Source organism: Pseudomonas sp. TE12508 (assembly GCF_056279485.1).
Map to the genome: position 1 here is coordinate 49,516 of NZ_JBWCCN010000023.1, position 23,654 is coordinate 73,169.

The following is a 23,654-nucleotide window of genomic DNA, read 5'->3' on the forward strand; positions in this document are numbered from 1 at the left end:
GACCCGCTCGTGCAAAGCGCATTCGTCTTAGCCCCGCGAGTGCACACGGGTAGCGAAGGTCAGCGATTTGACGCATTGAATCTGCGTCGTAGGGAAGGTAAAGCAAGATGGTACAGGTGAGAGCACACCAGCCGATCAATACTGACGGCAGTATCAACCTCGAGGCTTGGCTCGATCATGCGGTCAGTGTCGATCTGGCACTGGATCGCGAAGCCTTGAAGGAAGCCTGCGAGTTCGCTCGCGAGGCCGAACAACAAGCCAATGCGGCGAAGAATCTGTGGTCCGAGGGGACCTCGAGTTTCCGCACGGGCCTTGAGATCGCCGAGATTCTCGCCGACCTCAAACTCGACCAGGATTCGTTGGTCGCGGCAGTCTTGTACCGCGGCGTGCGCGAAGGCCAGATCCAGTTGCCGGCGGTCAGCCAGCGCTTCGGTCCGGTGGTCGCCAAACTCATCGACGGCGTGTTGCGCATGGCGGCGATCAGCGCCAGCCTGAGCCCCCGTCAATCCCTGGTGCTGGGCACTCAAGGCCAGGTCGAGAACCTGCGCAAGATGCTGGTGGCCATGGTCGACGACGTGCGCGTCGCGCTGATCAAACTGGCCGAACGCACCTGCGCGATCCGCGCGGTGAAAACCGCCGACGACGAGAAGCGCAACCGCGTGGCTCGTGAAGTCTTCGACATTTACGCGCCGCTCGCCCACCGCCTCGGTATCGGTCACATCAAGTGGGAGCTGGAGGACTTGTCCTTCCGCTATCTTGAGCCTGACCAGTACAAGCAGATCGCCAAGTTGCTCCACGAGCGACGGCTGGATCGCGAGCGCTTTATCGCCGACGTGATGACCCAACTCAAAGAAGAGTTGCAGGCCACCGGCGTCGATGCCGACATCAGCGGTCGGGCCAAACACATCTATTCGATCTGGCGCAAAATGCAGCGCAAGGGTCTGGAGTTCAGCCAGATATACGACGTGCGCGCGGTTCGCGTGCTGGTGCCGGAAATGCGCGACTGCTATACCGCGCTCGGCATCGTCCACACCCTGTGGCGGCACATCCCGAAAGAGTTCGACGACTACATCGCCAACCCGAAAGAGAACGGCTACCGCTCGCTGCACACCGCGGTGATCGGCCCTGAAGGCAAAGTGCTGGAAGTGCAGATCCGCACCCATGCCATGCACGAAGAAGCCGAGCTGGGCGTGTGCGCGCACTGGAAGTACAAGGGCACCGACGTCAAGTCCGGCTCGAACCACTATGAAGAGAAAATCTCCTGGCTGCGTCAGGTGCTCGAGTGGCACGAAGAGCTGGGTGATATTGGTGGCCTTGCCGAACAACTGCGGGTCGATATCGAGCCGGACCGGGTCTATATCTTCACCCCGGACGGTCACGCCATCGACTTGCCGAAGGGCGCGACACCGCTGGACTTCGCCTACCGCGTACACACCGAAATCGGTCACAACTGCCGCGGCGCCAAGATCAACGGGCGGATCGTACCGCTCAACTACAGCCTGCAAACCGGTGAACAGGTCGAGATCATTACCAGCAAGCACGGCACGCCGAGCCGCGACTGGCTGAACCCGAACCTGGGTTACATCACCACCTCGCGGGCGCGGGCGAAGATCGTTCACTGGTTCAAATTGCAGGCCCGCGATCAGAACGTCGCGGCCGGTAAAACCTTGCTCGAGCGCGAACTCAATCGCCTCGGTCTGCCGCAGGTGGACTTCGACAAGCTGGCCGAGAAGGCCAACATGAAGACCGCCGAGGACATGTTCGCTGCATTGGGCGCAGGCGATTTGCGCCTGGCGCAATTGGTGAATCTGGCGCAGCAACTGGTCGAGCCGGAACGCGGCAACGAACAGCTGGAACTGATCCCGCGCAAAGCCACCGGCTACAAACCGGGCAAGCGTGGCGACATTCAGATCCAGGGCGTCGGCAACCTGATGACCCAGATGGCCGGCTGCTGCCAGCCGCTGCCGGGGGATGCGATCGTCGGTTACATCACCCAGGGCCGTGGCGTGAGCATTCACCGTCAGGACTGCGCCTCGGTGCTGCAACTGGCCGGACGCGAGCCAGAGCGGATCATCCAGGTCAGCTGGGGCCCGGTGCCGGTGCTCACCTATCCGGTGGACATCATCATTCGCGCCTACGACCGTTCCGGTCTGCTGCGTGACGTGTCGCAGGTGCTGCTCAACGAGCGGATCAATGTGCTGGCGGTCAACACCCGTTCGAACAAAGAGGACAACACGGCGTTGATGTCCCTGACCATCGAGATTCCGGGGCTGGATGCGCTGGGGCGGTTGCTGGGGCGGATTTCCCAGTTACCGAACATCATCGAAACCCGCCGTAACCGCACGCCGTAATGATGAGCGCCGATCTAATGTGGGAGCGGGCTTGCTCGCGAAGAGGGAGTGTCAGTCGACATCAATGTTGTCTGACACACCGCTTTCGCGAGCAAGTCGAATCGTCGCACCGCCGCTCCCACAAGGGTTTTGCAGTGAGAGTGATTGATGTACAGCCTTGAAGATTTGCTGCACCTGATGAACCGTCTGCGCGACCCGCAGTACGGCTGCCCGTGGGACATCAAGCAAACCTACGCGACCATCGTCCCGCACACCCTGGAAGAAGCCTACGAAGTCGCCGATGCGATCGAGCGCGGGGACTTCGATCATTTGCAGGGGGAGTTGGGCGACTTGTTGTTCCAGGTGGTGTATTACAGCCAGTTGGCACGGGAAGAAGGGCGCTTCGAGTTCGATGGTGTGGTCGATAGCATCACGCGCAAACTGATCCGCCGTCATCCTCACGTGTTCCCCACCGGTGATCTGTATGCGCCGCTGGACATCCCGCGTCTGAATGAAGAGCAGGTCAAGCAACGCTGGGAAGAGATCAAGGCTGAAGAGCGTGCCGAGAAGTCTTCGGCGCCGCAGCAGTTGTCCTTGCTCGACGATGTGCCTGCTGCGTTGCCGGCGCTGTCCCGTTCGGCAAAACTGCAGAAGCGCGCAGGGCAGGTCGGTTTTGACTGGCCGGACGCCTTGCCGGTGCTCGACAAGGTTCGCGAAGAGCTCGATGAAGTGCTCGAAGCCATGGCCGACAATGACTCGGCAGCGATTGCAGATGAAGTCGGCGACCTGCTGTTTTCCGTGGTCAATCTGGCTCGGCACCTCAAGGTCGATCCGGAAACCGCACTGCGCAGTGCGAACTCAAAGTTTGAAAGACGCTTCCGATTTATCGAACAGGCATTGCGCGACACCCACCGTCCCATAGAAGATTGCACCCTCGAAGAGTTGGACGCCTTGTGGGGCGAAGCCAAACGTCAGGAAAAGAATTTGCCCAGCTGCGGTTGAGCAGTTGCCTAAGTGAGAAATAAGCACCATGAGCCTTTCCCTTCGCGACCAGTTGCTCAAAGCAGGGCTGGTCAATCAAAAGCAGGCCAAACAGGTCGGCAAAGAGAAGCAGAAGCAGCAACGTCTGGCCCACAAAGGTCAGATTGAACTCGATGACTCCCAGCAGCGTGCCGCTCAGGAAGCCATGGCCGAGAAGGTCAAGCGCGACCAGGAGCTGAACCGTCAGCAGCAGGAGAAAGCCGAAGCGAAGGCCCGCGCCGCCCAGGTCAAGCAATTGATCGAAGTCTCGCGCCTGCCCAAGTTGACCACCGAGGACTACTACAACTTCGTCGACGACAAGAAGGTCAAGCGCATCTCCGTCAACACGCTGATGCGCAACAAGCTCAGCAGCGGTTCGCTGGCGATCGTGCATCACGCTGGCGGTTACGAAGTGATCCCTCGTGAAGCGGCCCTGAAGATTCAGGAGCGCGATCCACAGCGCATCGTGCAGCTGAATGTGAAGACAGAAGAAGTCAGCACCGAAGACGATCCGTACGCGGCCTATCAGATTCCTGACGATCTGATGTGGTAAACCTTTGTGGCGAGCGAGCTTGCTCGCGTTGGGCTGCGTAGCGGCCCTGAAAATCTGGCAGCAATTGCCGATTTTTGTGAGTGCTACGCACTCAAGCGGGAGCAAGCTCCCTCGCCACAATTTCTCACTGGTTCAGGGGTTTGTCGTTTTCAATGCGGTCATTATGCAGAACGCGCTTCGCGCTGCTGCTCCAGTGTTTCAAGTTCGGCCTTGTATTTGTGGGCTTCGGTCTCGGAGTGGAACATCCCGACCAACAGGTCTTGTTGATGTACATCCCAGATGCGGATACCGGCGGCGATGCCTTCATGGGACATATGTGAATCGTCGCGTTCAGTTACTTTTACAGTCATCTGCTAGCTCCAATCTCTGTTATCTGCAGCAAGGCGTGTGCAGGCCTCCGTTATATGTTTTGTTAGCTGGCTAAGTAAACGGCAGAGTTCGGCAACCCATTCTTGCAGAATCGGCAAAAGTCCTGCAGCCCGCGAAATACGCGACATTCAGTCGCAGGCCATTGAGTTTCATGACAAATGTTTCATGTTCAAGAGGCAAAAAACCGCAGCTCAAGCCTGAAAAGGAAGAGTCTGCAGGGGCGGGATTTTGTGGCGAGGGGGCTTGCCCCCGTTCGGCTGCGAAGCAGTCGCAAATAACGGTTTGCCTGATACCCAGCGATTGCAGGTTTGAGGGCCGCTTCGCGACCCAACGGGGGCAAGCCCCCTCGCCACAAAAGCCCAATCGCATATGGATGTGATGCCTGGTTTCTTACAGGCAAAAAAACGCCCCGAACCAGTCGGGGCGTTTTTGTGTGCAGCGTAGCGGGGGAGGTATTACTTACCGGCCCAGCGCTTCAGTACCAGCGTGGCATTGGTGCCACCGAAGCCGAAGCTGTTGCTCATCACCGTGTTGATGGTGGCGTCTTCGCGAGTCTTGGTCAGGATTGGCATGTCTGCCACTTCCGGGTCCAGTTCGTCGATGTTGGCGGAACCCGCCATGAAGTTGCCTTCCATCATCAGCAGGCAGTAGATCGCTTCGTGAACGCCGGCGGCGCCCAGGGAGTGACCCGACAGGCTCTTGGTGGAGCTGATGGCCGGGGCCTTGTCGCCGAACACTTCACGCACACCTTTCATTTCCATGACGTCGCCGACCGGAGTCGAGGTGCCGTGGGTGTTCAGGTAGTCGATCGGAGTGTCGACGGTGGCCATGGCCATCTGCATGCAGCGGATGGCGCCTTCGCCGCTTGGGGCGACCATGTCGTAGCCGTCGGAGGTCGCGCCGTAGCCAACGATTTCCGCGTAGATCTTCGCGCCGCGGGCCAGGGCGTGTTCCAGCTCTTCGACCACGACCATGCCGCCACCGCCGGCGATGACGAAACCGTCACGCTTGGCGTCGTAGGCGCGGGAAGCTTTTTCCGGGGTCTCGTTGTACTGGCTGGACAGGGCGCCCATGGCGTCGAACAGGAACGATTGGCTCCAGTGTTCTTCTTCACCGCCGCCGGCGAACACGATGTCCTGCTTGCCCAACTGGATCTGCTCCACAGCGTTACCGATGCAGTGAGCACTGGTGGCGCACGCGGAGGAGATCGAGTAATTCACACCCTTGATCTTGAACGGCGTCGCCAGGCAAGCCGAAACGGTGCTGCCCATGGTCCGCGTGACGCGGTACGGGCCTACGCGTTTGACGCCTTTTTCGCGCAGGATGTCCAGCGCTTCCATCTGGTTCAAGGTCGACGCGCCACCGGAACCGGCGATCAGGCCGGTACGCACGTTGGAAACCTGCTCTTCGGTCAGGCCGGAGTCTGCGATGGCATCTTTCATGGCCAGGTAGGCGTAAGCCGCCGCATGGCCGACGAAGCGATAGATCTTGCGATCGATCAGCTCTTCGAGGGGAAGGTCAATGGAGCCGGAAACCTGGCTACGCAGACCCATTTCAGCATATTCCGGGTTGAACCGGATGCCAGGGCGGCTTGCACGCAGGTTAGCGGAGACGGTCTCTTTGTCATTGCCCAGGCACGAAACGATGCCCAGACCAGTGATAACGACGCGGCGCATGCGGATAACCCTTAGAAGTTGTCAGTGGAGGTGAAAACGCCGACCCGAAGGCCTTCGGCAGTATAGATTTCGCGGCCGTCGACGGTCACGGAACCATCAGCAATGGCCAGGTTCAGCTTGCCTTTCAGGACGCGCTTGATATGGATGTTATAGGTGACTTTCTTGGCGGTTGGCAGTACCTGGCCAAAGAATTTTACTTCGCCAGAACCCAGGGCGCGACCGCGGCCTGGCAGGCCTTGCCAGCCGAGGAAGAAGCCGACCAGTTGCCACATGGCGTCGAGGCCCAGGCAGCCCGGCATCACCGGATCACCTTCGAAGTGGCAGGCGAAAAACCACAGGTCCGGAGTGATATCCAGCTCGGCGACCAATTCACCTTTGCCGTACTTGCCACCTTCTTCGCTGATCAAGGTGATGCGATCGACCATCAGCATGTTCGGGGCGGGCAGTTGCGCGTTACCTGGGCCGAACAGCTCACCGCGACTGCAGCGCAGCAGGTCTTCCCGAGTAAAGGCGTTTTGTTTGGTCATGCGAGCTCCTCAATAGTCCATGCGGCAGGGTGGGGCGAATCTTCCCGGCCGATCGAAGCGTTCATGCCTCGAGTCAGCAGCCTACTCATAGACTATTGCGTTGTGGTGAAAGTCACAGCACCAAGGACATGAATGTACACTTGTGCACTGAAATTATTATTCAAGCCCCTTTTCGGGCCTGTTCGGGTGCCTAAGACTGCCGCACTTTCGTCGTTCACGCCAGTCGCAGATAGCCGAATGGCCTGTTCTACTGCACCCACCGCTGCAGAATTTGCTGCAGATCAGTGCGTTTGAAGGGCTTGGCCAGGTAATCGTTCATTCCCGCCGTTAAACACGCTTCGCGATCACCCTGCAACGCATTGGCCGTCAGGGCGATGATCGGCACATCAGCGCAGCCGGGCAATTGACGAATCTGTCGGGTGGCCTCGTAGCCGTCGATGACCGGCAATCGGCAGTCCATCAGAATCGCTTCGAAAGTCAGATTCCCGGCACTGCGTACTGCTTGTGCACCGTCGGTGACGACGCTGACAGTAAAGCCCAGACTGCGCAACATTGCTTCGACAACAGTGCGGTTGACCGGGTTGTCCTCCACCAGCAGCACATTGCGACCTTCGCCGTGGTCATCGCCGGTATGCCCTCGCGGGGTTAGCACCGGCAGTGGCTGCTTATACAGCGCCAAAGGGATTTCCAGGGTGAACGCCGAGCCAACGCCTTCTTCGCTCTGCGCGCGCAAGGTGCCACCCATCCGCTCAGCCAGGGTGCGGGCAATCGGCAACCCCAGCCCGGTTCCGCCGTAACGTCTTGAAATAGAACTGTCGGCCTGCTGGAACGCGTTGAACATCAACTCCAGGCTAACGGGCGGGATGCCGATTCCGCTGTCGCGTACGGTGCAGGTGAACCACAGCAGTTCATGATCCAGGGACTGCCACTGCGGTTCGATCGTGACGCGGCCCCGTTCGGTGAACTTCAGCGCGTTGCCGACCAGATTGACCAGAATCTGCCGGATTCGCGTTGGATCGCCCTGAACCTGAAGGGTGCGCATGTCTTCGGGGATCCGCAGTTGCATGTCTAGCCCGCGTTGCACCGCGCTGTGCTGGAACGACTGGGCGCAGCTGCTGATCAGGTCTGCGAGGTTGAACGGAATATGTTCCAGCTCCAGTTCCGAGCGCTCGATGCGCGAGAAATCGAGAATGTCATTGATCACTTTGAGCAGGTGTTCGGTGGATTCCGAGGCCAGCGCCGCGTATTCGATCTGCTCCTCGGTCATCTCAGTGGTTTCCAGCAGTTGCAGCATGCCCAGCACGCCATTCATCGGCGTGCGCAACTCGTGACTCATCATCGCCAGGAAATCGGATTTGGCGTTGTTGGCCTTTTCCGCTTCTTCGCGGGTCTGGATCAATTGCGCCATGGCCTGATGCTGTTCACGACTGGCTTGCTCAAGGCCCTGGGCAAGGTTGTTGATGTGTTGCGACAGGGCGCCCAGTTCGGTGTCGTCGACAATCGGCAGGGGCGTTTTGTAGTCGCCTTCCTGGATCGCCTTGACCGCATTGCCGATGTCGTGGATCGGTTGAGACAGGCTGCTGGCCAGGCGCCGGGCCAGCAGAAATGTAAACAGCAGAGCGAACAAGGCGAGGATCCCGGCCTTGAAGAGGATTTCCTGCTGGCGCTGGTTGAACGCGTCATTGGACAGGCCGACGATCACCCGGCCCAGATAATCCTCGCCCGGTGCACTGGCAACGGTACGACTGTTCTGGAAAAAGTCATTGTTGAGCGCGATGCGTTGCAGGCGCACCGGCGCCTGGAACACTTCGACTTGATGCGAGCGATTGTGTGCTTCCGACGGTTGCTCGACATACACCAGAATCCGGTTGGTGCTGTCCTGTACTTCCAGAAAGCGTACGTTGGGCGTGGCCAGGGTGGCCTTGAGCAAACTCTCGAGCACCTCGTTGTTGCCTGAAATCACCCCGTATTCGGTGGCCGGCGCCAGTTGATTGGCGATTAGCTGACCGGTGTGATTGAGTTCCTGACGCAGGTCCTGGATTCGCACGAAGGTAAAAAAACTGATCAGCAGCAAGGTCAGCAACAGGGCCGGGCCGAGGCTGATGATCTGGGTGCGGGTATTGATGTCCCAACCGCGACGGAAGGTCATGGGCGGTGTTCTCCTTCGGCCAGCTGTGTTGCGACAGAGGCTTCATTCATCGGTTCAATACTGAGTGAACGAGCCACTTGCGGGTTGCTCAAGACCTTGAAGTGCTGCGGATAAAGTGCGCGTGGCCAGGTGTTCGAGGGGCGGTCGAGCAGTTCGTCGAGAATCTTCAGCCAATCGTTCTGGTCGCTGTAAGTACTGGCCAGGCTACCGGCCCTGACAAAGGCTGCGTTGGGACCGATCAACGCCAGTTGCCGGGCATAGCTGCTGAGCAGCAAGTTTTTCACGGTTTTCGGGTTGTACAGATCAGGGTCGTCCAGGCCCAACAGCACGTCACTGTTTTTCAGCAGGGCCTGCAAGGGGCGGCTGTCATGGGTGTTTTCCCAACGCTCGGTGACCACTTCAAGGCCCAAGGGCAGGGCAGCCTGACGCAGTTCTTTCAAAAGGAATTCGCTGTGGCTGTCGAAAAGCACACCGACCCGGCGGGCCTCAGGCAGGAGCAGTCGGGTCAGGCGCAACTGTCGCTCCAGCGGCGGATCGCTCCAGAGCAGGCTCAGGTGCGATGGCAGGTCATTGCCCAAGCGTTGATGGGCTTGCAAACGACTGATGCGCAACACCAGCGTCGCCGGGCCTTGGGCGTCTTGCAGGCGCCAGTCGAGGCTGGGTAAGTCGAGCAGCACCAGGCGGGTGTCGACGGGCAATTGGCCTGGCGCCGGCAGGCTGGCGACAAGCTGGAAGCGCACATTGTCGGTGGGGCGCAACTCGCTGAGGGCTTGAACGAAAGACTGCACGCCGGGATTGCCCTCGGCGCCAGTCAGCAGAATGTCGGCGGCCCGTGCCGGCAGACTGCACAGCAGCCCGATAAACACCAGGCACAACCCCGCCAGCAGGCGGCCAAGGGTTGGCGTCTTCGGTGACGGGCGATGTTGCATCTTAGAACTCCAGCTCCGCGCTGAAGTAGAGCACTCGGCGATCGTCGTAGTTGTTGTCGACGAAGGTGGTGGGCTGATTGTCGAGGCGTTGCTGGAGGACCCCGGCCAGCTCCAGATTGGCTTTGCCCAAACCGATGCGTTTGGCGATGCGGGTGTCGACCCGTTCGAAGCGATACCCGTTGAGGGCGTCGGCACCATAGTAGAAGAGCGCGCTGTTCCAGCCCAGGCCCCAGTTGCGAAGCCAACCGGCGGAGCCGCTGTTGCGCGCAGTCTGTTGTGCATCCAGCGGGTTGCTGGCTTGCGCATCGACATAGGCATAGGTCAGGCGCAAACGATCGGCACTGCTGACGCGCCAATCCAGTTGGGTTTCAGTCCCGGTGAAGCGCGAGCTGTTCGAGTTGCTGGCGATGTACTGGTTGTTGCGTAGCGGTTCACTGATCATGCCGGTGATTTCGTCGTAGAACAGCTTCACATCGACCGCCAATCCCCACTCTGCGAAGTAGCCGTTGTAGCCCAATTCCCGAGAGCGCATGCGTTCTTGCTCGAGGTCGCCCGGGCCACGGGTCTTGACGAAATAACGGGCGCTGGACTGGCCGTAGGCACTGGGTTTCAGGTTGGTGACCTGGTAGCTCCAGTTGACGTTGTTCTCGAACATGTCCGGCGAACGGATGGCTTCCGAATACACCGCGCGCAAGCCGTGGCGCGGGTTGATCAGGTAATTGACCGCCACCCGCGGGGTCAGCGAGTTGCCGGTCAATTGCGTGTCTTCGTACATCGCCCCGCCCTGCAACAGCCAGTGCTCGGTGGCGCGCCACTCGAGTTGGCCGAACGCCCGCCAGGTGGTGTCGTCGAGCGTGCCATTGAAGTAGGTCTCGGAATCTGCCCGGTCGTAACGATAGTTCATGCCGCTGACCAGCCGCAGACTGTCGGACAGGCTGAGCGTGTCTTGCAGTTCGAGGTCGTAGCGCGATTCCCGGGCACTCTGGTCAATATCGCCACAGAGGGTTTGCCGGGCGCCGTTTTGCCATTGCCTCAGTACCTGATTGCCCAGCGCACGTTCAGCCGCAGTTCCTGCCGGTGCGCCCGAACCGGTGTAGCGGTTCATGTTGCGCGCCAGACGTTCGGTGTAATTGGGATTGAGCTGCCAAAGTTGGGTCAGTTCCGGGCTGAACGAGACCTCGGCATCGCAGGCTCGCCAGGTTTGCTGGCGATCCCAGTGTTGCGCCGAGCCTTGAATATAAAGGCTGTGATCGGGATTGATGTCCAGATTCCAGCGCAGCGAGCCGGCATAGTCCTTGGCGATGACGTCGGAATTGTTCCCGGCGGCGGTAATCCCTGAAAATACGGGACGATAGGTATAGGGCCGCTGGTTGGTCCCGTCCTTGGCATTCAGTTGCCAGTCGATGCTCTGGTTTTCATTGAGCGTCTGGCTGACGGCGAGGCTGAAGCGGTTCAAGCGACGGCTGTCGCGGTAATCGGCACCGGTGCGGTTCGAGTCGAAGCCATCGTCTTGTTGGCCGGACAGCGACAGACGCAAGTCGCCGCTGTCCCAACCCATGCCCTGGCTGGCGTAGAAATCATTGATACCGCGCTGGCCACGGGTGACTTTCAGCCGCGTGCCGTGGCTGTCGGCCGGTTTGCGGGTGATGATATTGACCACCGCCATCAGCGCGTTGGCGCCGTAGCTGACGGTGTTCGGGCCACGGAAAACCTCGATGCGCTCGATGTCTTCCATGGCCACCGGAATATCACTCCAGTCCACCGTGGCCAGGCCGGCGCGGTACACCGAGCGGCCGTCGATCAACACCTGCATGCGCCGCGCTTCACTGGCATTGGTGCCGTGATAGTTCACCGCCGCCTGATTGCCGCTGATATTGCCGACCATCATCCCCGGCACCAGCCGTAGCAACTCGCTGATGTCCCGCGCGCCGCTGGCATTGATCAGTTCGCTGTCGATCACCGTCATGCTCCCCGGCACGGCCGCAGGCGACTGCTTCAGGCGTGTCGCCGTCAGCACTTGCGGCAACGGATCATTGTCGAGGAACAGGTCGTCGGCCAGCAATGGCGAGCTGAAGATCAGCGCCAATACCAGCGGCGAGCGAGGGCAGGGAAAGCCAAAAGACACGGCACGGCCTTGATAGCGATTAGTTGGCGCGCATGTTAACCGAGCGCAAAGACTTTTCCAGTCACGTTATGGGCATTTTCCTCGGTTTTCTTGGTCTTCTTCCTACAAGTGTCGGTAATTGATGCTGGGGCTGGCCGCGACCGGGCCGCTCCGTATAATGCCGGCATCGCCACTGGTATGGATTAACGGATTGCATATGACTGAACAGCGCCCAATTGCGGTCCTGGGAGGCGGAAGTTTTGGTACCGCCGTGGCTAATCTGTTGGCCGAGAATGGGCATCAGGTCCGGCTGTGGATGCGCGACCCGGAACAGGCCGAGGCCATTCGGGTCAATCGTGAGAACCCACGTTACCTCAAAGGCATCAAGATTCTTCCGGCAGTGGAAGCGGTCACAGACCTGCAAGCCACCCTGGAGGCCTGCGACCTGTGCTTCGTCGCGCTGCCGTCCAGCGCGCTGCGCTCGGTGCTGGTCCCTCACGCCGAACGTTTGAGCGGCAAACTGCTGGTGAGCCTGACCAAAGGCATCGAAGCCCATACGTTCAAGCTGATGAGCGAGATCCTTGAAGAAATCGCCCCGCAAGCGCGCATCGGCGTGCTGTCGGGCCCGAATCTGGCCCGTGAAATCGCCGAACACGCGCTGACCGCCACGGTGGTCGCCAGCGAAGACGAAGAGCTTTGCCAAAGAGTCCAGGAAGCGCTGCACGGCAAGACCTTTCGTGTGTACGCCAGCGCCGACCGCTATGGCGTGGAGTTGGGCGGGGCGTTGAAAAACGTTTACGCGATCATCGCCGGCATGGCGGTGGCGTTGGGCATGGGTGAAAACACCAAGAGCATGCTGATCACCCGGGCATTGGCGGAAATGACCCGCTTCGCGGTGAATCAGGGCGCCAACCCGATGACGTTCCTTGGGCTGGCGGGCGTGGGCGACTTGATCGTGACGTGCTCGTCGCCCAAAAGCCGGAATTATCAGGTCGGGTTTGCCCTCGGTCAGGGGTTGAGCCTTGAGGATGCGGTGACGCGTCTTGGCGAAGTCGCCGAAGGCGTGAACACCCTGAAGGTACTCAAGGCCAAGGCGCAGGACGCGGGCGTGTATATGCCGCTGGTCGCCGGATTGCATGCCATCCTCTTCGAAGGGCGCACGCTGGAGCAGGTCATCGGTCTACTGATGCGTGCCGAGCCTAAAACCGACGTCGATTTTATCTCCACCAGCGGTTTCAACTAAATACCCCATCTACAGGGCAGGGAGCGAAACATGAATGATCCGAAGGTAGAAGCCAGGTACGAATCCATCCTGCTGCGGGTGCTGTGGATGATTGTCTATGTGCTGGTCTGGCAAGTGGCGCAATTGATCCTCGGTGCGGTGGTGTTTGTACAGCTGATCTATCGTTTGATTTATGGCGCACCGAGCGCCAGCTTGATGAATTTCGGCGACAGCCTGAGCCAGTTTCTGGCGCAGATCGGTCGATTCGGCAGCTTTCACAGCGACCAGAAGCCCTGGCCGTTCGCCGACTGGCCGACGCCGCGTACACCGGAAGGTGAAGCCCCGCACGTTGTGGCGCCAGCACCGCACCCGGCCCGAGATGAGGAACCGAAGCTATGAAACTCTGGGTATTGCGTCATGGTGAAGCCGAACCTCACGGTACTCGCCCCGACTCCGAGCGGACATTGACCGCCCACGGCCGTGAAGAGGTGTTGCGTGCTGCGGCCCAATTGATCGGCCAGCCACTCACTGCCATTTATGCCAGTCCTTATCAGCGAGCGCAGGAGACGGCAGAAATTGTGCGCACGGTGCTCGGTTTCGCGCCGGAGATTCGCACCGTCGACTGGCTGACCCCGGATACCGATCCGGACAAGGTGGCGGAGCAGCTCGTATCGGTGAGTGAAGTCCTGTTGGTCAGTCACAATCCGCTGGTGGGCAACTTGCTGAGCTATCTGCAGCATGGCGCCGGCCATCCACCGGAAAAAGTCAGCACCGCCGGCCTGGCTGAGCTTGAGAACAATGAACTGCTGATCGGGTCGATGAAGCTCAACGGCATCAAGCACCCGTAACCGTTTTTGTGGGAGCGTGGCTTGCCCGCGATGGCATCCCTTAGGTCTGCCTGATAAACCGCAGCGCCTGCATCGCGGGCAAGCCCGGCTCCCACAGGACCGGTGTCGTTGCTGATTTTTGTGTGAAATAGTCAACCAAGCACTTGCTTGGTTGACTACGCTTGCTCCAGACAAAAAATAATGGAGCAAGTCGCATGTCTGCTGCTTTCCGTTTGCCATTGGACGCCTTCTACGAGCGTGAAACCCGTCATTCCCGCCAGCGCTTTCTGGTCCAGCCGACGGGGGGCGGCCAGGTCGAGACGTTGACCTGGGCCGACGTCGGCCATCAGGCGCGCTGTGCCGCCCACTGGCTGCGGGCTCGCGAATTGCCACAAGGCAGCCACATCGCGCTGATCTCGAAAAACTGCGCCCACTGGATCATCGCCGACCTGGCGATCTGGATGGCGGGGCATGTCTCGGTGCCGCTGTATCCCAATCTGACCGCCGATTCCGTGGCCCAGGTACTCGACCATTCCGAAGCCGCACTGGTGTTCATCGGCAAGCTGGATGACTGGCCGGGCATGTCCGCCGGGGTCAGGTCCGATCTGCCAACCATCAGCCTGCCGCTGTGCCCGGCCGGCACCTTCGATTTCAGCTGGGCCGATCTGCAGCGCAGCTCGCCGATTCAGGACGACCCCAAACCCACCGCCGATCAACTGGCGACTGTTATTTACACCTCTGGCACCACGGGCCAACCCAAAGGCGTGATGCACAGTTTTGGCAACTTGGGATTTGCCACCACTCGTGGCACGCAGTTGTTTGGCCTGAATGAGTCGGATCGCCTGCTGTCCTACCTGCCGCTGTGCCACGTCGCCGAACGGATGTTTGTCGAGTTGGCGTCGATTTATACCGGGCAAACGGTATTTTTTGCCGAGAGCCTCGATACCTTTATCACTGATCTAAAACGTGCCCGGCCGACCGCGCTGTTCGGCGTGCCGCGAATCTGGACCAAATTCCAGATGGGCGTCTACAGCAAGATCCCGGCTAAACGCCTCGACTTCCTGCTCGGCTTGCCCTTCATTGGCAAACGGGTAGGGCACAAAGTCCTTGCCGGGCTGGGGCTGGACGCCTTGCGCATCGCCTTGTCCGGCGCGGCGCCAGTGCCGCAGACCTTGCTGCTCTGGTACCGAAAACTGGGGCTGGATGTGCTGGAGGTGTACGGCATGACCGAAAGCTGCGGTTATTCCCACATCGGCCTGCCGGGTCAGAACAAACCCGGCTGGATCGGCAAGCCATGCCCGGAAGTCGAAGTGCGCATCGAACCGTCTGGCGAAGTACTGGTGCGCAGCGGCGCGACCATGCTCGGCTATTTCAAGGAACCTGGGAAAACCGCCGAAGCCATCACCGAGGACGGTTTCCTGCGCACCGGTGACAAGGGTGAGGAAGATGCCGAAGGCAACCTGCGCCTGACCGGGCGCCTGAAGGAAATTTTCAAAACCAGCAAAGGCAAATACGTCGCCCCCGCACCGATTGAAAATCGCCTGGCGGTGCATGCGCGGATCGAACAAGTGTGCGTGGTTGGCGATGGGCTGAGCGCACCACTGGGGTTGTGCGTGCTGTCGGCAGTCGGTCAGCAGGACGCGAAGGGATCGGCCCGGGCGGGCTTGCATTCAAGCCTGGAAAAACTGCTGGAGGAGGTTAACGGCGTCCTCGACAGGCATGAGCGCTTGCGTCGATTGGTGGTGGTCAAGGACAGTTGGGCGGTGGAAAACGGCTTCCTGACACCGACCCTGAAGATCAAACGCAACATGATCGAAGCCGCTTACGGTGCACGCTTTGAAGAATGGAGCGAGCGTAGCGAGGCGGTGCTGTGGCAGGATTGAGCCACGAACAACTCCAGCAAAGGAACGTAACGATGAGTCTGTGGCGCACCATTCCCAACGTCGAGCAGTTGAACGCAATCGGGAAAAATACCATCAGCGAAGTGCTGGATATTCGCTTTGAAGCCTTCGATGACGAGTCCCTGACTGCCAGTATGGTCATCGACCATCGCACGCATCAGCCCTTTGGTTTGCTGCACGGCGGCGCCTCGGTGGTGTTGGCCGAAACCGTCGGCTCGATGGCCAGTTACCTGTGCATCGACGCCAGCAAGTTTTATTGCGTGGGGCTGGAAATCAACGCCAACCATTTACGCGGTCTGCGCAGTGGGCGAGTGACGGCGGTGGCCAAGGCGATTCACATCGGTCGCACCACCCATGTCTGGGATATTCGGTTGAGCAGTGATGAAGGGAAGGCCAGTTGTGTGTCGCGGCTGACCATGGCGGTTGTTCCGTTGGGGGAACAACCGCCGTCTCGTTGATAGCGATACAGCCGCTGCGTTCACATGTGTGTCATCTGATGGGACAGATTGGAACGTGAGTAGCTACGTTGCCTGCGCGTCGTCTCGCTAGTCATGTAGAAGATTTCGGTGGCTGCCGGGTCATAGTCCGCATTGCTTGAAGTCGGCACGTCCTCTCGGGTGATGCCGGTGCCGACCGTGTTCTTTTCCAGATCCCAGGACGTTTGCCCCAGTTCTGCACTCAAGCCAGGTGTTGCGGTGGTCACGAAGGTCGAACGCAAGTCGCTGATGGCGTTACTGATCGCTCGACTCACCGCAGCTTGAGTGTTTAGGTCCAATCCGCTGTATCCCGGTATCTGCGCGACGGCCAGATTGGCTATTTGTCCGAGTGAGGAAAAGAAATGCCGACTGCTGTATCCGACGACAGCTTTTGATAGGTCGAATGTAGGCCCACCGCCTTTGGACGGTTTGGTTGGCGTGCCCCGCAGTCCCCTTACACCGGAAGCGCCGGCCGCACCGGCCGCCGTCGCCGTAGAGCCCGCAAGGATGGACTGTAGGGCTTTACCCGTAGGCTCGGCCCCGAACAGCACCGAGCCACCATAGCCCATGGCACCTCCAACGACCCCCACGGCGCCCATGCTGGCAAGTCCGGTTACGAAGTCTGCGCGGCCGACGGAGGGGTTGCTCGGGCCGGCATTGGCAAGATGTTGGGAGGTCAGTTCGCGAAACGTTGTACCGAAAGCGCTGCCGATTTGAGTGACGGCTGCCGTATTACCTTTTGGATCGAGCATTCCGAGCAAGGAAGGTGCCGCCCCCAGCGCTGCGCCCAAAGCGGCACCGCCGACTTTCGCAAGCACAGGCCCCCAACTGTCAGGATCATCGACGGAGATTGGAGATTGGGCCCAGTTGGCGCTCGCATAACCGCTGATGCCGCCCGTGATTGCACCCGCTGTAGCGCCAGTAATTGTCACTCCCACGCTCATGGGCGAAATAAACGCGGTCATTGCATATTGCACGGTGGCGGCGATCAAGGCGCTCGGCAGTTCTCGGGCCGCCGTCGCAGCCATCGCCTTGACGGTGTCGATCCCCGCCAGTCCTTGCAGATCGACAAACCTGACCGGATTGCCGTGCACCATGGCAAACAGATTCAAGCCATCGGCAGTGCCTGCCGGGTCGGCGTTGAGCCAGCGCCCCCACCAGTGGGCGTAGTATCGTTGCCCGTAGTAGTACAGTCCGGTGGCATCACGTTCCTGGCCTGAGTATCGCCGGGTCTTGTAGCTGGCCTGCACCTTGTCCGGGCCGGCCCACCATGAAGTGCCGCCATAGGGGGAGTAGTTTTCCTCGCTGATCAGCTCGGCGTGTTGTCCGAGTTCCAATGTATTGGAGCCCAAATGATTGCTCAGGCTGTAACGATACTGATCGGCGCCGGGGCCACCGGAGGTCCAGTGCAGAACCTGGACGGCGCAGCGTCCGGCCTGCACCGAAATAACGTGCAATGTTTCTCTCGGTGCCTGGCGTATTTCCAGGTCCGGCAAATACCGTGTCTCGTGCGTTCGTGTTGAGGAGCCACTGTGGACGAGGCGAATTTTCCGCCTACGCTGACCGGCGTCGTCGTAAACATACAGTTCGCTGTCGTCCGGTGCGTTCTCGCGCACCACCTGATCAACACGGCGCAGACGGTTGTTCAGGCTCCAGCTCAGATCCTGGCCTGGCTGCAACTGTCTTTTATTGCCATTGGCATCAAATCCGGCGGTAATTTCATCCTCGCCGGGCAGCCCGCCGTCAGCCTTTTGCGCCAGCCCCCGATTGCTGTATTTCGAAATCGCCATCTGCTGTGTCCAGCTGTGGCTGGCAGCGCTATGAACCAGTGTCGTGAGGTTGCCACCGGGATCGTAGGTGTACCTCTGGCGGTAGTTTTCCAGTTGCCCAGGATCCGGTGGCGACGCAAAGACAGGCTCCTGCGGGCCGTTCTGGGTGTTGATCCGCTGCCAGCCGGTGGCCTCTATCAGCTGATACAAACTGTTATAGGTGAACGTGCTGACCGGTTCGATCTTCTGGTTACGAAAAAAGCGGGTGCGCTGGGCCATGTCGTTGATGCTGAGGATATTGCCGACCGGATCATAGCGGTACAGCAGATGTTGCAGCAGTGGTTGACCAGCAAGCCCGGCGCTGATTTCCAGCAGTCGACCGTCCTGCGGGTCGTATCGATTTTCGCTGATCACGCCATTGCCGGCGGTCTGGCGCACGATGTTGGCGAAAGCGTTGTATCGAATGTCGCTCAGCAGCAATGTGTCATGGGTTTGTCCTGAGAGTTTCAGGCGAATCTGGCCGAGTTGGCCGGCGACGTTCAGATCCGAGAACTGGACGTTGCCCTGCGCATCTTCCTGGCTGACTGTATCCCCCAAGGCGTTATAGCCAGTGCGGGTGACCGCGCCGTCACCGGCTTCATGCAACAGGTCTCTTTGGGCTTCGTCAGCGGGCCAGTCCGGCTCGTCCAACGCCGTGAGAAAATGCCGGGTCTGGGAACTGACTCCGCCCGTCAGCGCGAAGTCATTGAAGAGCACAGTGCCGGCACTGTCGTCATGACGGATCAACTGACCGCATTGATTGTGCGAAGCAGATTCCGGGGAGTTGTCGCCATAAGTGTAAAACGAACGGTTTCTTGCGGGTGTGCCTTGAGCCTGCTCGACGGTTTTGACCGGGCGCAGCAACAGGTCGTATTCGGTTCGAACCTGAGTGAGCAGACTGTCCCAGCCGATGAGGTTTTGCCCGGCTACACCGGACAGGGTCAGCCGGCTTCCCGCATCCACGCTGTCACTGTAGAGAGGCGCACCCGTGAGGCTGAAAACTGTCATCAGGTTTGGCCGGGCGTCCGGCTCGGTCTCAAGCAGCTTGAACAGGCGAGGGTCACGGCTGATCGTCGGGCGACCTGCGGCGTTATAGGATTGACGGTAAATCCGAGGCTCTGCTGTCTCACCGGGTGTGTCACGGTAGTACGACACAGTGGCGACATTGAGCCCTCGCGGATCCTTCACGGAAACTGTCGGGGTTCTTGTATGCATGGAAGCAGCCTCCTGGAACAGCTTCGAGTCGGACACAGTTACTCGCGGTTGCTCCCGACGTGTCAACTGTCAGAAATAACAGGTAAGTGAGGTGTTCGACGAATGCCCGGATTGTTTTTCATCGATGAAACGACGCTGTCATCATTCCTGTCAGTTACGGTCATTGCTGTAGGACACGGTCTTACGGACAATCAACCTCTGTTTTTTTGCACATGGATCTGCCGGAATGTCGCAACAGATATTTTTCGCCCACGCCAATGGCTTTCCTTCGGGGACCTACGGCAAGTTGTTCGCAGCGCTGGCGCCCGAGTATCAAGTGACGCATCTGGAGCAGCACGCCCATGACCCGCGTTTTCCGGCGGACGACAACTGGAACAACCTGGTGGATGAGCTGATTCATCACCTCAAGCAGCAACCGGAGCCGGTCTGGGGCGTCGGCCATTCCTTTGGCGGCGTTCTGCATTTGCACGCCGCGTTGCGTTGCCCTGAGCTGTATCGCGGCGTGGTGATGCTCGATTCGCCGGTGCTGACCCGCGCCGATCAATGGGTAATCCGCGCCGCCAAGCGCTTCGGTTTCATCGATCGCCTGACCCCGGCCGGCCGCACATTGGGACGACGGGAAGAGTTCGCCGATCTGGACGCGGCCCGCCTGTATTTCGCCGGTAAAACCCTGTTTCGTGGCTTTGATCCGGAATGCTTCGACGCCTATCTTCAACATGGGTTGCACAATGTCGGCGGCAAGCTGCGCCTGCGTTTCGACCCGGCCACGGAAATCAGCATCTACCGCGGCGTGCCCCACACCAGCCCCGGCCGTGCACGGCAGTTGAAAGTGCCGCTGGCGGTGATTCGCGGGCACAAGAGCCGCGTGGTGATGCGTCATCACGCCCGTTCCGTCGGGCGCATGCCCCTGGGCGAATCCTTGACCATGCCCGGCGGCCATATGTTTCCCCTCGAACGTCCACAAGACACGGCCACGCTGCTGAAGAATCTGTTCAGTCGCTGGGAAGGTCGCAGCCAACAGGATTGCGCATGAACAGCGGCGTCGAAGAAGTTCGCCTGAGCCTGCCGCATATCGAGTTGGCGGCGCACCTGTTCGGTCCCGAGGACGGCTTGCCGGTGATCGCCTTGCACGGCTGGCTGGACAACGCCAACAGCTTTGCCCGGCTGGCGCCCAAACTCAAAGGCTTGCGCATCATTGCGCTGGACATGGCCGGGCATGGTCACTCGGGGCATCGACCGAACGGCGCCGGTTACGCGCTGTGGGACTACGCCCACGATGTGCTGCAAGTAGCCGAGCAGTTGGGGTGGAAACGTTTTGCGCTGCTGGGACATTCCCTGGGGGCGATCGTCTCGCTGGTGCTGGCCGGGTCGTTGCCGGAGCGGGTCACGCATCTGGCCTTGATCGACGGCGTCATTCCTCCTACAGACAAAGGCGAAAACGCCGCCGAGCGCATGGGCATGGCCCTGCAAGCGCAGCTGGATCTGCGGGAAAAACGCAAGCCGGTCTACAACACCCTCGACCGCGCCATCGAAGCACGAATGAAAGGCTTGGTGGCGGTCAGTCGCGAAGCCGCCGAACTGCTGGCCCAGCGCGGCTTGATGCCGGTGCCGGGCGGTTATACCTGGCGCACCGACAACCGCCTGACCCTGCCATCGCCGCTACGTCTGACCACGGAACAGGCGATGGCCTTCGTCCAGCGCGTCGGTTGTCCCGCACACCTGGTGGTTGCAGCTGACGGCATGCTCGCCAAACATCCAGAGTTGCTGGAGCGTCTACCCTTTAGCCGGGAACAGTTGCCTGGCGGCCATCATTTGCACCTGAATGACGAATCCGGTGCAGACCTTGTCGCAGACTGTTTCAATCGGTTCTTCGCCATTCCTTGACTTGCGTCGGGCAACTGTCGAGGCTGGGCGGGTTGAAATGGGAGACAACCATGATAGATCTGTACACCGCTGCGACCCCGAATGGCCACAAGGTCTCTATCGTGCTCGAGGAACTCGGCCTGCCCTACACGGTGCATGCCTTGAGTTTCGACAAAAAGGAACAGAAGTCCCCGGACTTTCTCAAGATCAATCCCAATGGACGGATTCCGGCGATTGTCGACCGCGCCAATGGCGATTTCGCCGTGTTCGAGTCCGGTGCGATCCTGATTTACCTCGCCGAGATGACCGGCAAACTGCTGCCCCAGGACCCGAAAGGGCGCTCGGTGGTGTTGCAGTGGCTGATGTTCCAGATGGGCGGAATCGGGCCGATGCAGGGCCAGGCCAATGTGTTTTTCCGTTATTTCCCGGAAAAACTCCAGGGCGCCATCGACCGTTATCAACACGAAACCCGGCGCCTGTATGAAGTGCTGGACACGCGTCTGCAAGCCGTAGAGTTTCTGGCGGGCGAATACAGCATTGCCGACATTGCCACTTATCCGTGGGTCCGTGGCCATGAATGGTCCGGTGTCGCGGTGGATGGCTTGTCAGCCTTGCAGCGCTGGATGGCGACCATGGACGCACGCCCTGCGGTACAACGCGGTCTACTGGTGCCCGAGCGCATCGATGACGACAGTGTCATCAAGGGCGCCCAGGCCATGCTGATTCGATGAGTCTATCCATGCGTTCTCTCAGTCTTCTGGCGCTGTGTTGTTTCAGTCCTCTGTTATTTGCCGCTGATATCCCTGGCAGTCAGGACTTGCCGATCGTGCCGCGTATGGCCGATGCGCAGATCGTCGACTATCGCCCGGCTGTCGAGCTTGAGCGGATCTACCCTCTGGGTTCGATCCGCAAGATCAGTGGCCAGCTGCGCTTTGACGGCCAAGTCACCGCCCGGGGTCAAACCACCTCGGTGACTTACGAGTTGCCACCGGAGCATTCCTCGACCGATGCCTTCACCACCGCTCGCGAAGCCTTGCAGAAACAGGGCGCCGAGTTGCTATTCTGGTGCCAGGCCCGGGATTGTGGCGAAAGCAGTCTGTGGGCCAATGAAGTCTTCGGCAACGCCAAGCTGTATGGCGCCGATAATCAGCAGGCTTATCTGCTGCTGCGTCTGGCAGCCCCTCAAGACAACACACTGGTGGCGCTTTACGGCATCACTCGCGGCAATCGCAAAGCCTATCTGCACGTCGAGCAGTTCGACGCTGCTGCACCATTGGGCGATTTGGTGCCCACTTCCGCGACCTTGCTGCGACAGCTAAAAAGCACTGGAAAACTCGATTTCCCCAAGCTCGGCGGCGACCCGGACGAAACCTGGCTGCGTCTGATTTCCCGAGGCCTGAACCTGGACACCACACTGCGCGTTAATGTTTCGGGGCCCAATGCCGAAACCTGGCGTCAGGCGCTGATCGGCCAGGGCGTACGGGCGGCACGGATGGAAACCGGCAGCGTCGAAGGCTCTGGCTTGCACTTCGAACTGTTGCGATAAGCTTCATTGGGCGAGCGCGTTCTGCGCATTCGCCTACTCTTTGCTGACTGACTTTTTCGAGACTTTACATGCCCAATAACGATCGGCTGTTGGTGCAAATTCTGCTCCTGGTGCTGTTTGGCGCGAGCTTTTGGGTGATGGCGCCGTTCTGGTCGGCGCTGTTCTGGGGCGCGGTGCTGGCGTTTGCCAGTTGGCCGCTGATGCGTTTGTTGACCCGTTGGCTCAATGGCCGTGAATCCCTGGCGGCGCTGGTACTGACACTCGGCTGGATGGTGCTGGTGGCGGTGCCGCTGGTGTGGCTGGGGTTCAATCTGGCGGATCATGTGCGCGACGCCACGGCGCTCATCAAGGATTTACAGGTCGATGGACTGCCTGAGGCGCCGACCTGGCTGGGCGGTATTCCCTTGGTCGGCGAGCGGTTGGTGGGTATCTGGAACAGCATCGATCAGCAAGGCGCGGCGATGATGCTGGCGATCAAGCCTTATCTGGGGCAGGTCGGTAACTGGTTGCTGGCGCGCAGTGCGCAGATCGGCGGCGGGATTCTCGAGCTGACGTTGAGTATTGTTTTCGTGTTCTTTTTCTACCGCGACGGGCCACGGTTGGCGGTGTTTGTCCATGGGTTGCTGGAACGGCTGATCGGTGACCGCGCCGGCTATTACATCGAGTTGGTGGCGGGCACCGTACAGCGGGTGGTCAATGGGGTGATCGGCACAGCGGCGGCTCAGGCAGTATTGGCGTTGATCGGCTTCCTGATTGCCGGTGTACCCGGGGCGTTGGTGCTGGGGATCGTGACCTTCCTGCTCAGCCTGATTCCGATGGGGCCGCCGTTGGTGTGGATTCCAGCCACGGCGTGGTTGGCCTGGAAAGGGGAGTACGGGATGGCGGTGTTCCTTGGCTGTTGGGGGACGTTCATTATCAGCGGTGTCGACAACGTACTTAAGCCGTACCTGATCAGCCGGGGCGGGAATTTGCCATTGGTGATTGTGCTGCTCGGGGTATTTGGCGGGTTGATTGCGTTTGGATTTATCGGCTTGTTCATCGGCCCGACATTACTGGCCGTGGCTTACAGCCTGCTGACCGATTGGAGCAAGAGTCAGGTTCGGGTTGAGGATCGCCGGCCCTGACCTGTGCGAGCCAGC

At 59.9% G+C, this 23,654-nt stretch carries 20 protein-coding genes; 13 read left to right on the forward strand and 7 right to left on the reverse strand.

From position 1 onward, the window contains the following. Positions 1 to 107 precede the first annotated feature (107 nt). The 3 genes from relA to ACZ9IM_RS27085 all read left to right on the forward strand — a co-directional run bounded on the left by relA (position 108) and on the right by ACZ9IM_RS27085 (position 3,903). Entirely contained in the window at positions 108 to 2,351 is a 2,244-nt protein-coding gene (relA, locus tag ACZ9IM_RS27075; protein WP_123495904.1) for a GTP diphosphokinase, read from the forward strand. A 147-nt stretch (positions 2,352 to 2,498) separates the two neighbouring features. Further along, positions 2,499 to 3,332: a nucleoside triphosphate pyrophosphohydrolase gene (mazG, locus tag ACZ9IM_RS27080; RefSeq protein ID WP_429547669.1), complete on the forward strand. Its 834-nt coding sequence runs from the start codon at positions 2,499 to 2,501 to the stop codon at positions 3,330 to 3,332. Positions 3,333 to 3,360: 28 nt separating this feature from the next. After that, positions 3,361 to 3,903, forward strand: coding sequence for a DUF2058 domain-containing protein (locus ACZ9IM_RS27085; RefSeq protein WP_008074959.1), 543 nt, complete (start codon positions 3,361 to 3,363; stop codon positions 3,901 to 3,903). Positions 3,904 to 4,064: 161 nt separating this feature from the next. Here ACZ9IM_RS27085 and ACZ9IM_RS27090 read toward each other — a convergent pair whose 3' ends face one another. From ACZ9IM_RS27090 to ACZ9IM_RS27115, 6 genes are all read right to left on the reverse strand, one after another. Beyond that, positions 4,065 to 4,253 carry a hypothetical protein gene (locus ACZ9IM_RS27090; protein ID WP_008011665.1) on the reverse strand — a complete coding sequence of 63 codons (189 nt, stop codon included), beginning with the start codon at positions 4,251 to 4,253 and terminating at the stop codon, positions 4,065 to 4,067. Positions 4,254 to 4,727: 474 nt separating this feature from the next. Next, positions 4,728 to 5,948: a beta-ketoacyl-ACP synthase I gene (gene fabB / locus ACZ9IM_RS27095; RefSeq protein WP_123495910.1), complete on the reverse strand. Its 1,221-nt coding sequence runs from the start codon at positions 5,946 to 5,948 to the stop codon at positions 4,728 to 4,730. A gap of 11 nt (positions 5,949 to 5,959) precedes the next feature. Then, on the reverse strand, positions 5,960 to 6,475 hold the full coding sequence (gene fabA / locus ACZ9IM_RS27100; protein WP_003179264.1) for a 3-hydroxyacyl-[acyl-carrier-protein] dehydratase FabA: 516 nt from the start codon (positions 6,473 to 6,475) through the stop codon (positions 5,960 to 5,962). Between the two features lie 247 nt (positions 6,476 to 6,722). Continuing rightward, on the reverse strand, positions 6,723 to 8,624 hold the full coding sequence (locus tag ACZ9IM_RS27105; protein ID WP_427625975.1) for an ATP-binding protein: 1,902 nt from the start codon (positions 8,622 to 8,624) through the stop codon (positions 6,723 to 6,725). Beyond that, a complete protein-coding gene (locus ACZ9IM_RS27110) occupies positions 8,621 to 9,553 on the reverse strand; it encodes an ABC transporter substrate-binding protein (RefSeq protein WP_427625976.1) in 933 nt (310 codons plus the stop codon). The genes ACZ9IM_RS27105 and ACZ9IM_RS27110 overlap by 4 nt, the downstream gene beginning before the upstream one ends. A gap of 1 nt (position 9,554) precedes the next feature. After that, positions 9,555 to 11,678 carry a TonB-dependent receptor plug domain-containing protein gene (locus ACZ9IM_RS27115; RefSeq protein ID WP_427625977.1) on the reverse strand — a complete coding sequence of 708 codons (2,124 nt, stop codon included), beginning with the start codon at positions 11,676 to 11,678 and terminating at the stop codon, positions 9,555 to 9,557. 196 nt (positions 11,679 to 11,874) lie between these two features. On the opposite strand from ACZ9IM_RS27115, the gene ACZ9IM_RS27120 reads away from it, so the two are divergent. From ACZ9IM_RS27120 to ACZ9IM_RS27140, 5 genes are all read left to right on the forward strand, one after another. Next, complete coding sequence (locus tag ACZ9IM_RS27120) at positions 11,875 to 12,900, forward strand: NAD(P)H-dependent glycerol-3-phosphate dehydrogenase (protein WP_427625978.1); 1,026 nt, start codon at positions 11,875 to 11,877, stop codon at positions 12,898 to 12,900. A 30-nt stretch (positions 12,901 to 12,930) separates the two neighbouring features. Beyond that, positions 12,931 to 13,278, forward strand: coding sequence for a DUF4389 domain-containing protein (locus ACZ9IM_RS27125; protein ID WP_427625979.1), 348 nt, complete (start codon positions 12,931 to 12,933; stop codon positions 13,276 to 13,278). Continuing rightward, positions 13,275 to 13,727, forward strand: coding sequence for a phosphohistidine phosphatase SixA (gene sixA / locus ACZ9IM_RS27130; RefSeq protein ID WP_476225455.1), 453 nt, complete (start codon positions 13,275 to 13,277; stop codon positions 13,725 to 13,727). Before ACZ9IM_RS27125 ends, sixA begins: the two co-directional genes overlap by 4 nt. A gap of 194 nt (positions 13,728 to 13,921) precedes the next feature. Beyond that, entirely contained in the window at positions 13,922 to 15,589 is a 1,668-nt protein-coding gene (locus ACZ9IM_RS27135; RefSeq protein WP_427625980.1) for an AMP-binding protein, read from the forward strand. Between the two features lie 32 nt (positions 15,590 to 15,621). Further along, positions 15,622 to 16,065 (forward strand): hotdog fold thioesterase, encoded by a 444-nt coding sequence (locus ACZ9IM_RS27140; RefSeq protein ID WP_008074942.1) that lies wholly within the window; start codon positions 15,622 to 15,624, stop codon positions 16,063 to 16,065. A 20-nt stretch (positions 16,066 to 16,085) separates the two neighbouring features. On the opposite strand, the gene ACZ9IM_RS27145 is transcribed toward ACZ9IM_RS27140, so the two are convergent. After that, entirely contained in the window at positions 16,086 to 19,106 is a 3,021-nt protein-coding gene (locus ACZ9IM_RS27145; RefSeq protein ID WP_427625981.1) for an RHS repeat-associated core domain-containing protein, read from the reverse strand. A 226-nt stretch (positions 19,107 to 19,332) separates the two neighbouring features. On the opposite strand from ACZ9IM_RS27145, the gene ACZ9IM_RS27150 reads away from it, so the two are divergent. The 5 genes from ACZ9IM_RS27150 to ACZ9IM_RS27170 all read left to right on the forward strand — a co-directional run bounded on the left by ACZ9IM_RS27150 (position 19,333) and on the right by ACZ9IM_RS27170 (position 23,639). Further along, a complete protein-coding gene (locus ACZ9IM_RS27150) occupies positions 19,333 to 20,139 on the forward strand; it encodes an alpha/beta fold hydrolase (RefSeq protein ID WP_476225456.1) in 807 nt (268 codons plus the stop codon). Continuing rightward, a complete protein-coding gene (locus ACZ9IM_RS27155; RefSeq protein ID WP_427625982.1) occupies positions 20,136 to 20,990 on the forward strand; it encodes an alpha/beta hydrolase in 855 nt (284 codons plus the stop codon). The genes ACZ9IM_RS27150 and ACZ9IM_RS27155 overlap by 4 nt, the downstream gene beginning before the upstream one ends. 50 nt (positions 20,991 to 21,040) lie before the next feature. Then, positions 21,041 to 21,700 carry a glutathione S-transferase family protein gene (locus ACZ9IM_RS27160; protein WP_008074937.1) on the forward strand — a complete coding sequence of 220 codons (660 nt, stop codon included), beginning with the start codon at positions 21,041 to 21,043 and terminating at the stop codon, positions 21,698 to 21,700. Between the two features lie 8 nt (positions 21,701 to 21,708). Continuing rightward, positions 21,709 to 22,515: a DUF4892 domain-containing protein gene (locus ACZ9IM_RS27165; RefSeq protein WP_427625983.1), complete on the forward strand. Its 807-nt coding sequence runs from the start codon at positions 21,709 to 21,711 to the stop codon at positions 22,513 to 22,515. 68 nt (positions 22,516 to 22,583) lie between these two features. Beyond that, entirely contained in the window at positions 22,584 to 23,639 is a 1,056-nt protein-coding gene (locus ACZ9IM_RS27170; protein WP_427625984.1) for an AI-2E family transporter, read from the forward strand. Positions 23,640 to 23,654: the final 15 nt, after the last annotated feature.

Coding starts and splice junctions, on each gene's coding strand:
- relA (WP_123495904.1), top strand. CDS start 108: ATGGTACAGGTGAGAGCACACCAGCCGATCAATACTGACGGCAGTATC.
- mazG (WP_429547669.1), top strand. CDS start 2,499: ATGTACAGCCTTGAAGATTTGCTGCACCTGATGAACCGTCTGCGCGAC.
- ACZ9IM_RS27085 (WP_008074959.1), top strand. CDS start 3,361: ATGAGCCTTTCCCTTCGCGACCAGTTGCTCAAAGCAGGGCTGGTCAAT.
- ACZ9IM_RS27090 (WP_008011665.1), bottom strand. CDS start 4,253: ATGACTGTAAAAGTAACTGAACGCGACGATTCACATATGTCCCATGAA.
- fabB (WP_123495910.1), bottom strand. CDS start 5,948: ATGCGCCGCGTCGTTATCACTGGTCTGGGCATCGTTTCGTGCCTGGGC.
- fabA (WP_003179264.1), bottom strand. CDS start 6,475: ATGACCAAACAAAACGCCTTTACTCGGGAAGACCTGCTGCGCTGCAGT.
- ACZ9IM_RS27105 (WP_427625975.1), bottom strand. CDS start 8,624: ATGACCTTCCGTCGCGGTTGGGACATCAATACCCGCACCCAGATCATC.
- ACZ9IM_RS27110 (WP_427625976.1), bottom strand. CDS start 9,553: ATGCAACATCGCCCGTCACCGAAGACGCCAACCCTTGGCCGCCTGCTG.
- ACZ9IM_RS27120 (WP_427625978.1), top strand. CDS start 11,875: ATGACTGAACAGCGCCCAATTGCGGTCCTGGGAGGCGGAAGTTTTGGT.
- ACZ9IM_RS27125 (WP_427625979.1), top strand. CDS start 12,931: ATGAATGATCCGAAGGTAGAAGCCAGGTACGAATCCATCCTGCTGCGG.
- sixA (WP_476225455.1), top strand. CDS start 13,275: ATGAAACTCTGGGTATTGCGTCATGGTGAAGCCGAACCTCACGGTACT.
- ACZ9IM_RS27135 (WP_427625980.1), top strand. CDS start 13,922: ATGTCTGCTGCTTTCCGTTTGCCATTGGACGCCTTCTACGAGCGTGAA.
- ACZ9IM_RS27140 (WP_008074942.1), top strand. CDS start 15,622: ATGAGTCTGTGGCGCACCATTCCCAACGTCGAGCAGTTGAACGCAATC.
- ACZ9IM_RS27145 (WP_427625981.1), bottom strand. CDS start 19,106: ATGCATACAAGAACCCCGACAGTTTCCGTGAAGGATCCGCGAGGGCTC.
- ACZ9IM_RS27150 (WP_476225456.1), top strand. CDS start 19,333: ATGTCGCAACAGATATTTTTCGCCCACGCCAATGGCTTTCCTTCGGGG.
- ACZ9IM_RS27155 (WP_427625982.1), top strand. CDS start 20,136: ATGAACAGCGGCGTCGAAGAAGTTCGCCTGAGCCTGCCGCATATCGAG.
- ACZ9IM_RS27160 (WP_008074937.1), top strand. CDS start 21,041: ATGATAGATCTGTACACCGCTGCGACCCCGAATGGCCACAAGGTCTCT.
- ACZ9IM_RS27165 (WP_427625983.1), top strand. CDS start 21,709: ATGCGTTCTCTCAGTCTTCTGGCGCTGTGTTGTTTCAGTCCTCTGTTA.
- ACZ9IM_RS27170 (WP_427625984.1), top strand. CDS start 22,584: ATGCCCAATAACGATCGGCTGTTGGTGCAAATTCTGCTCCTGGTGCTG.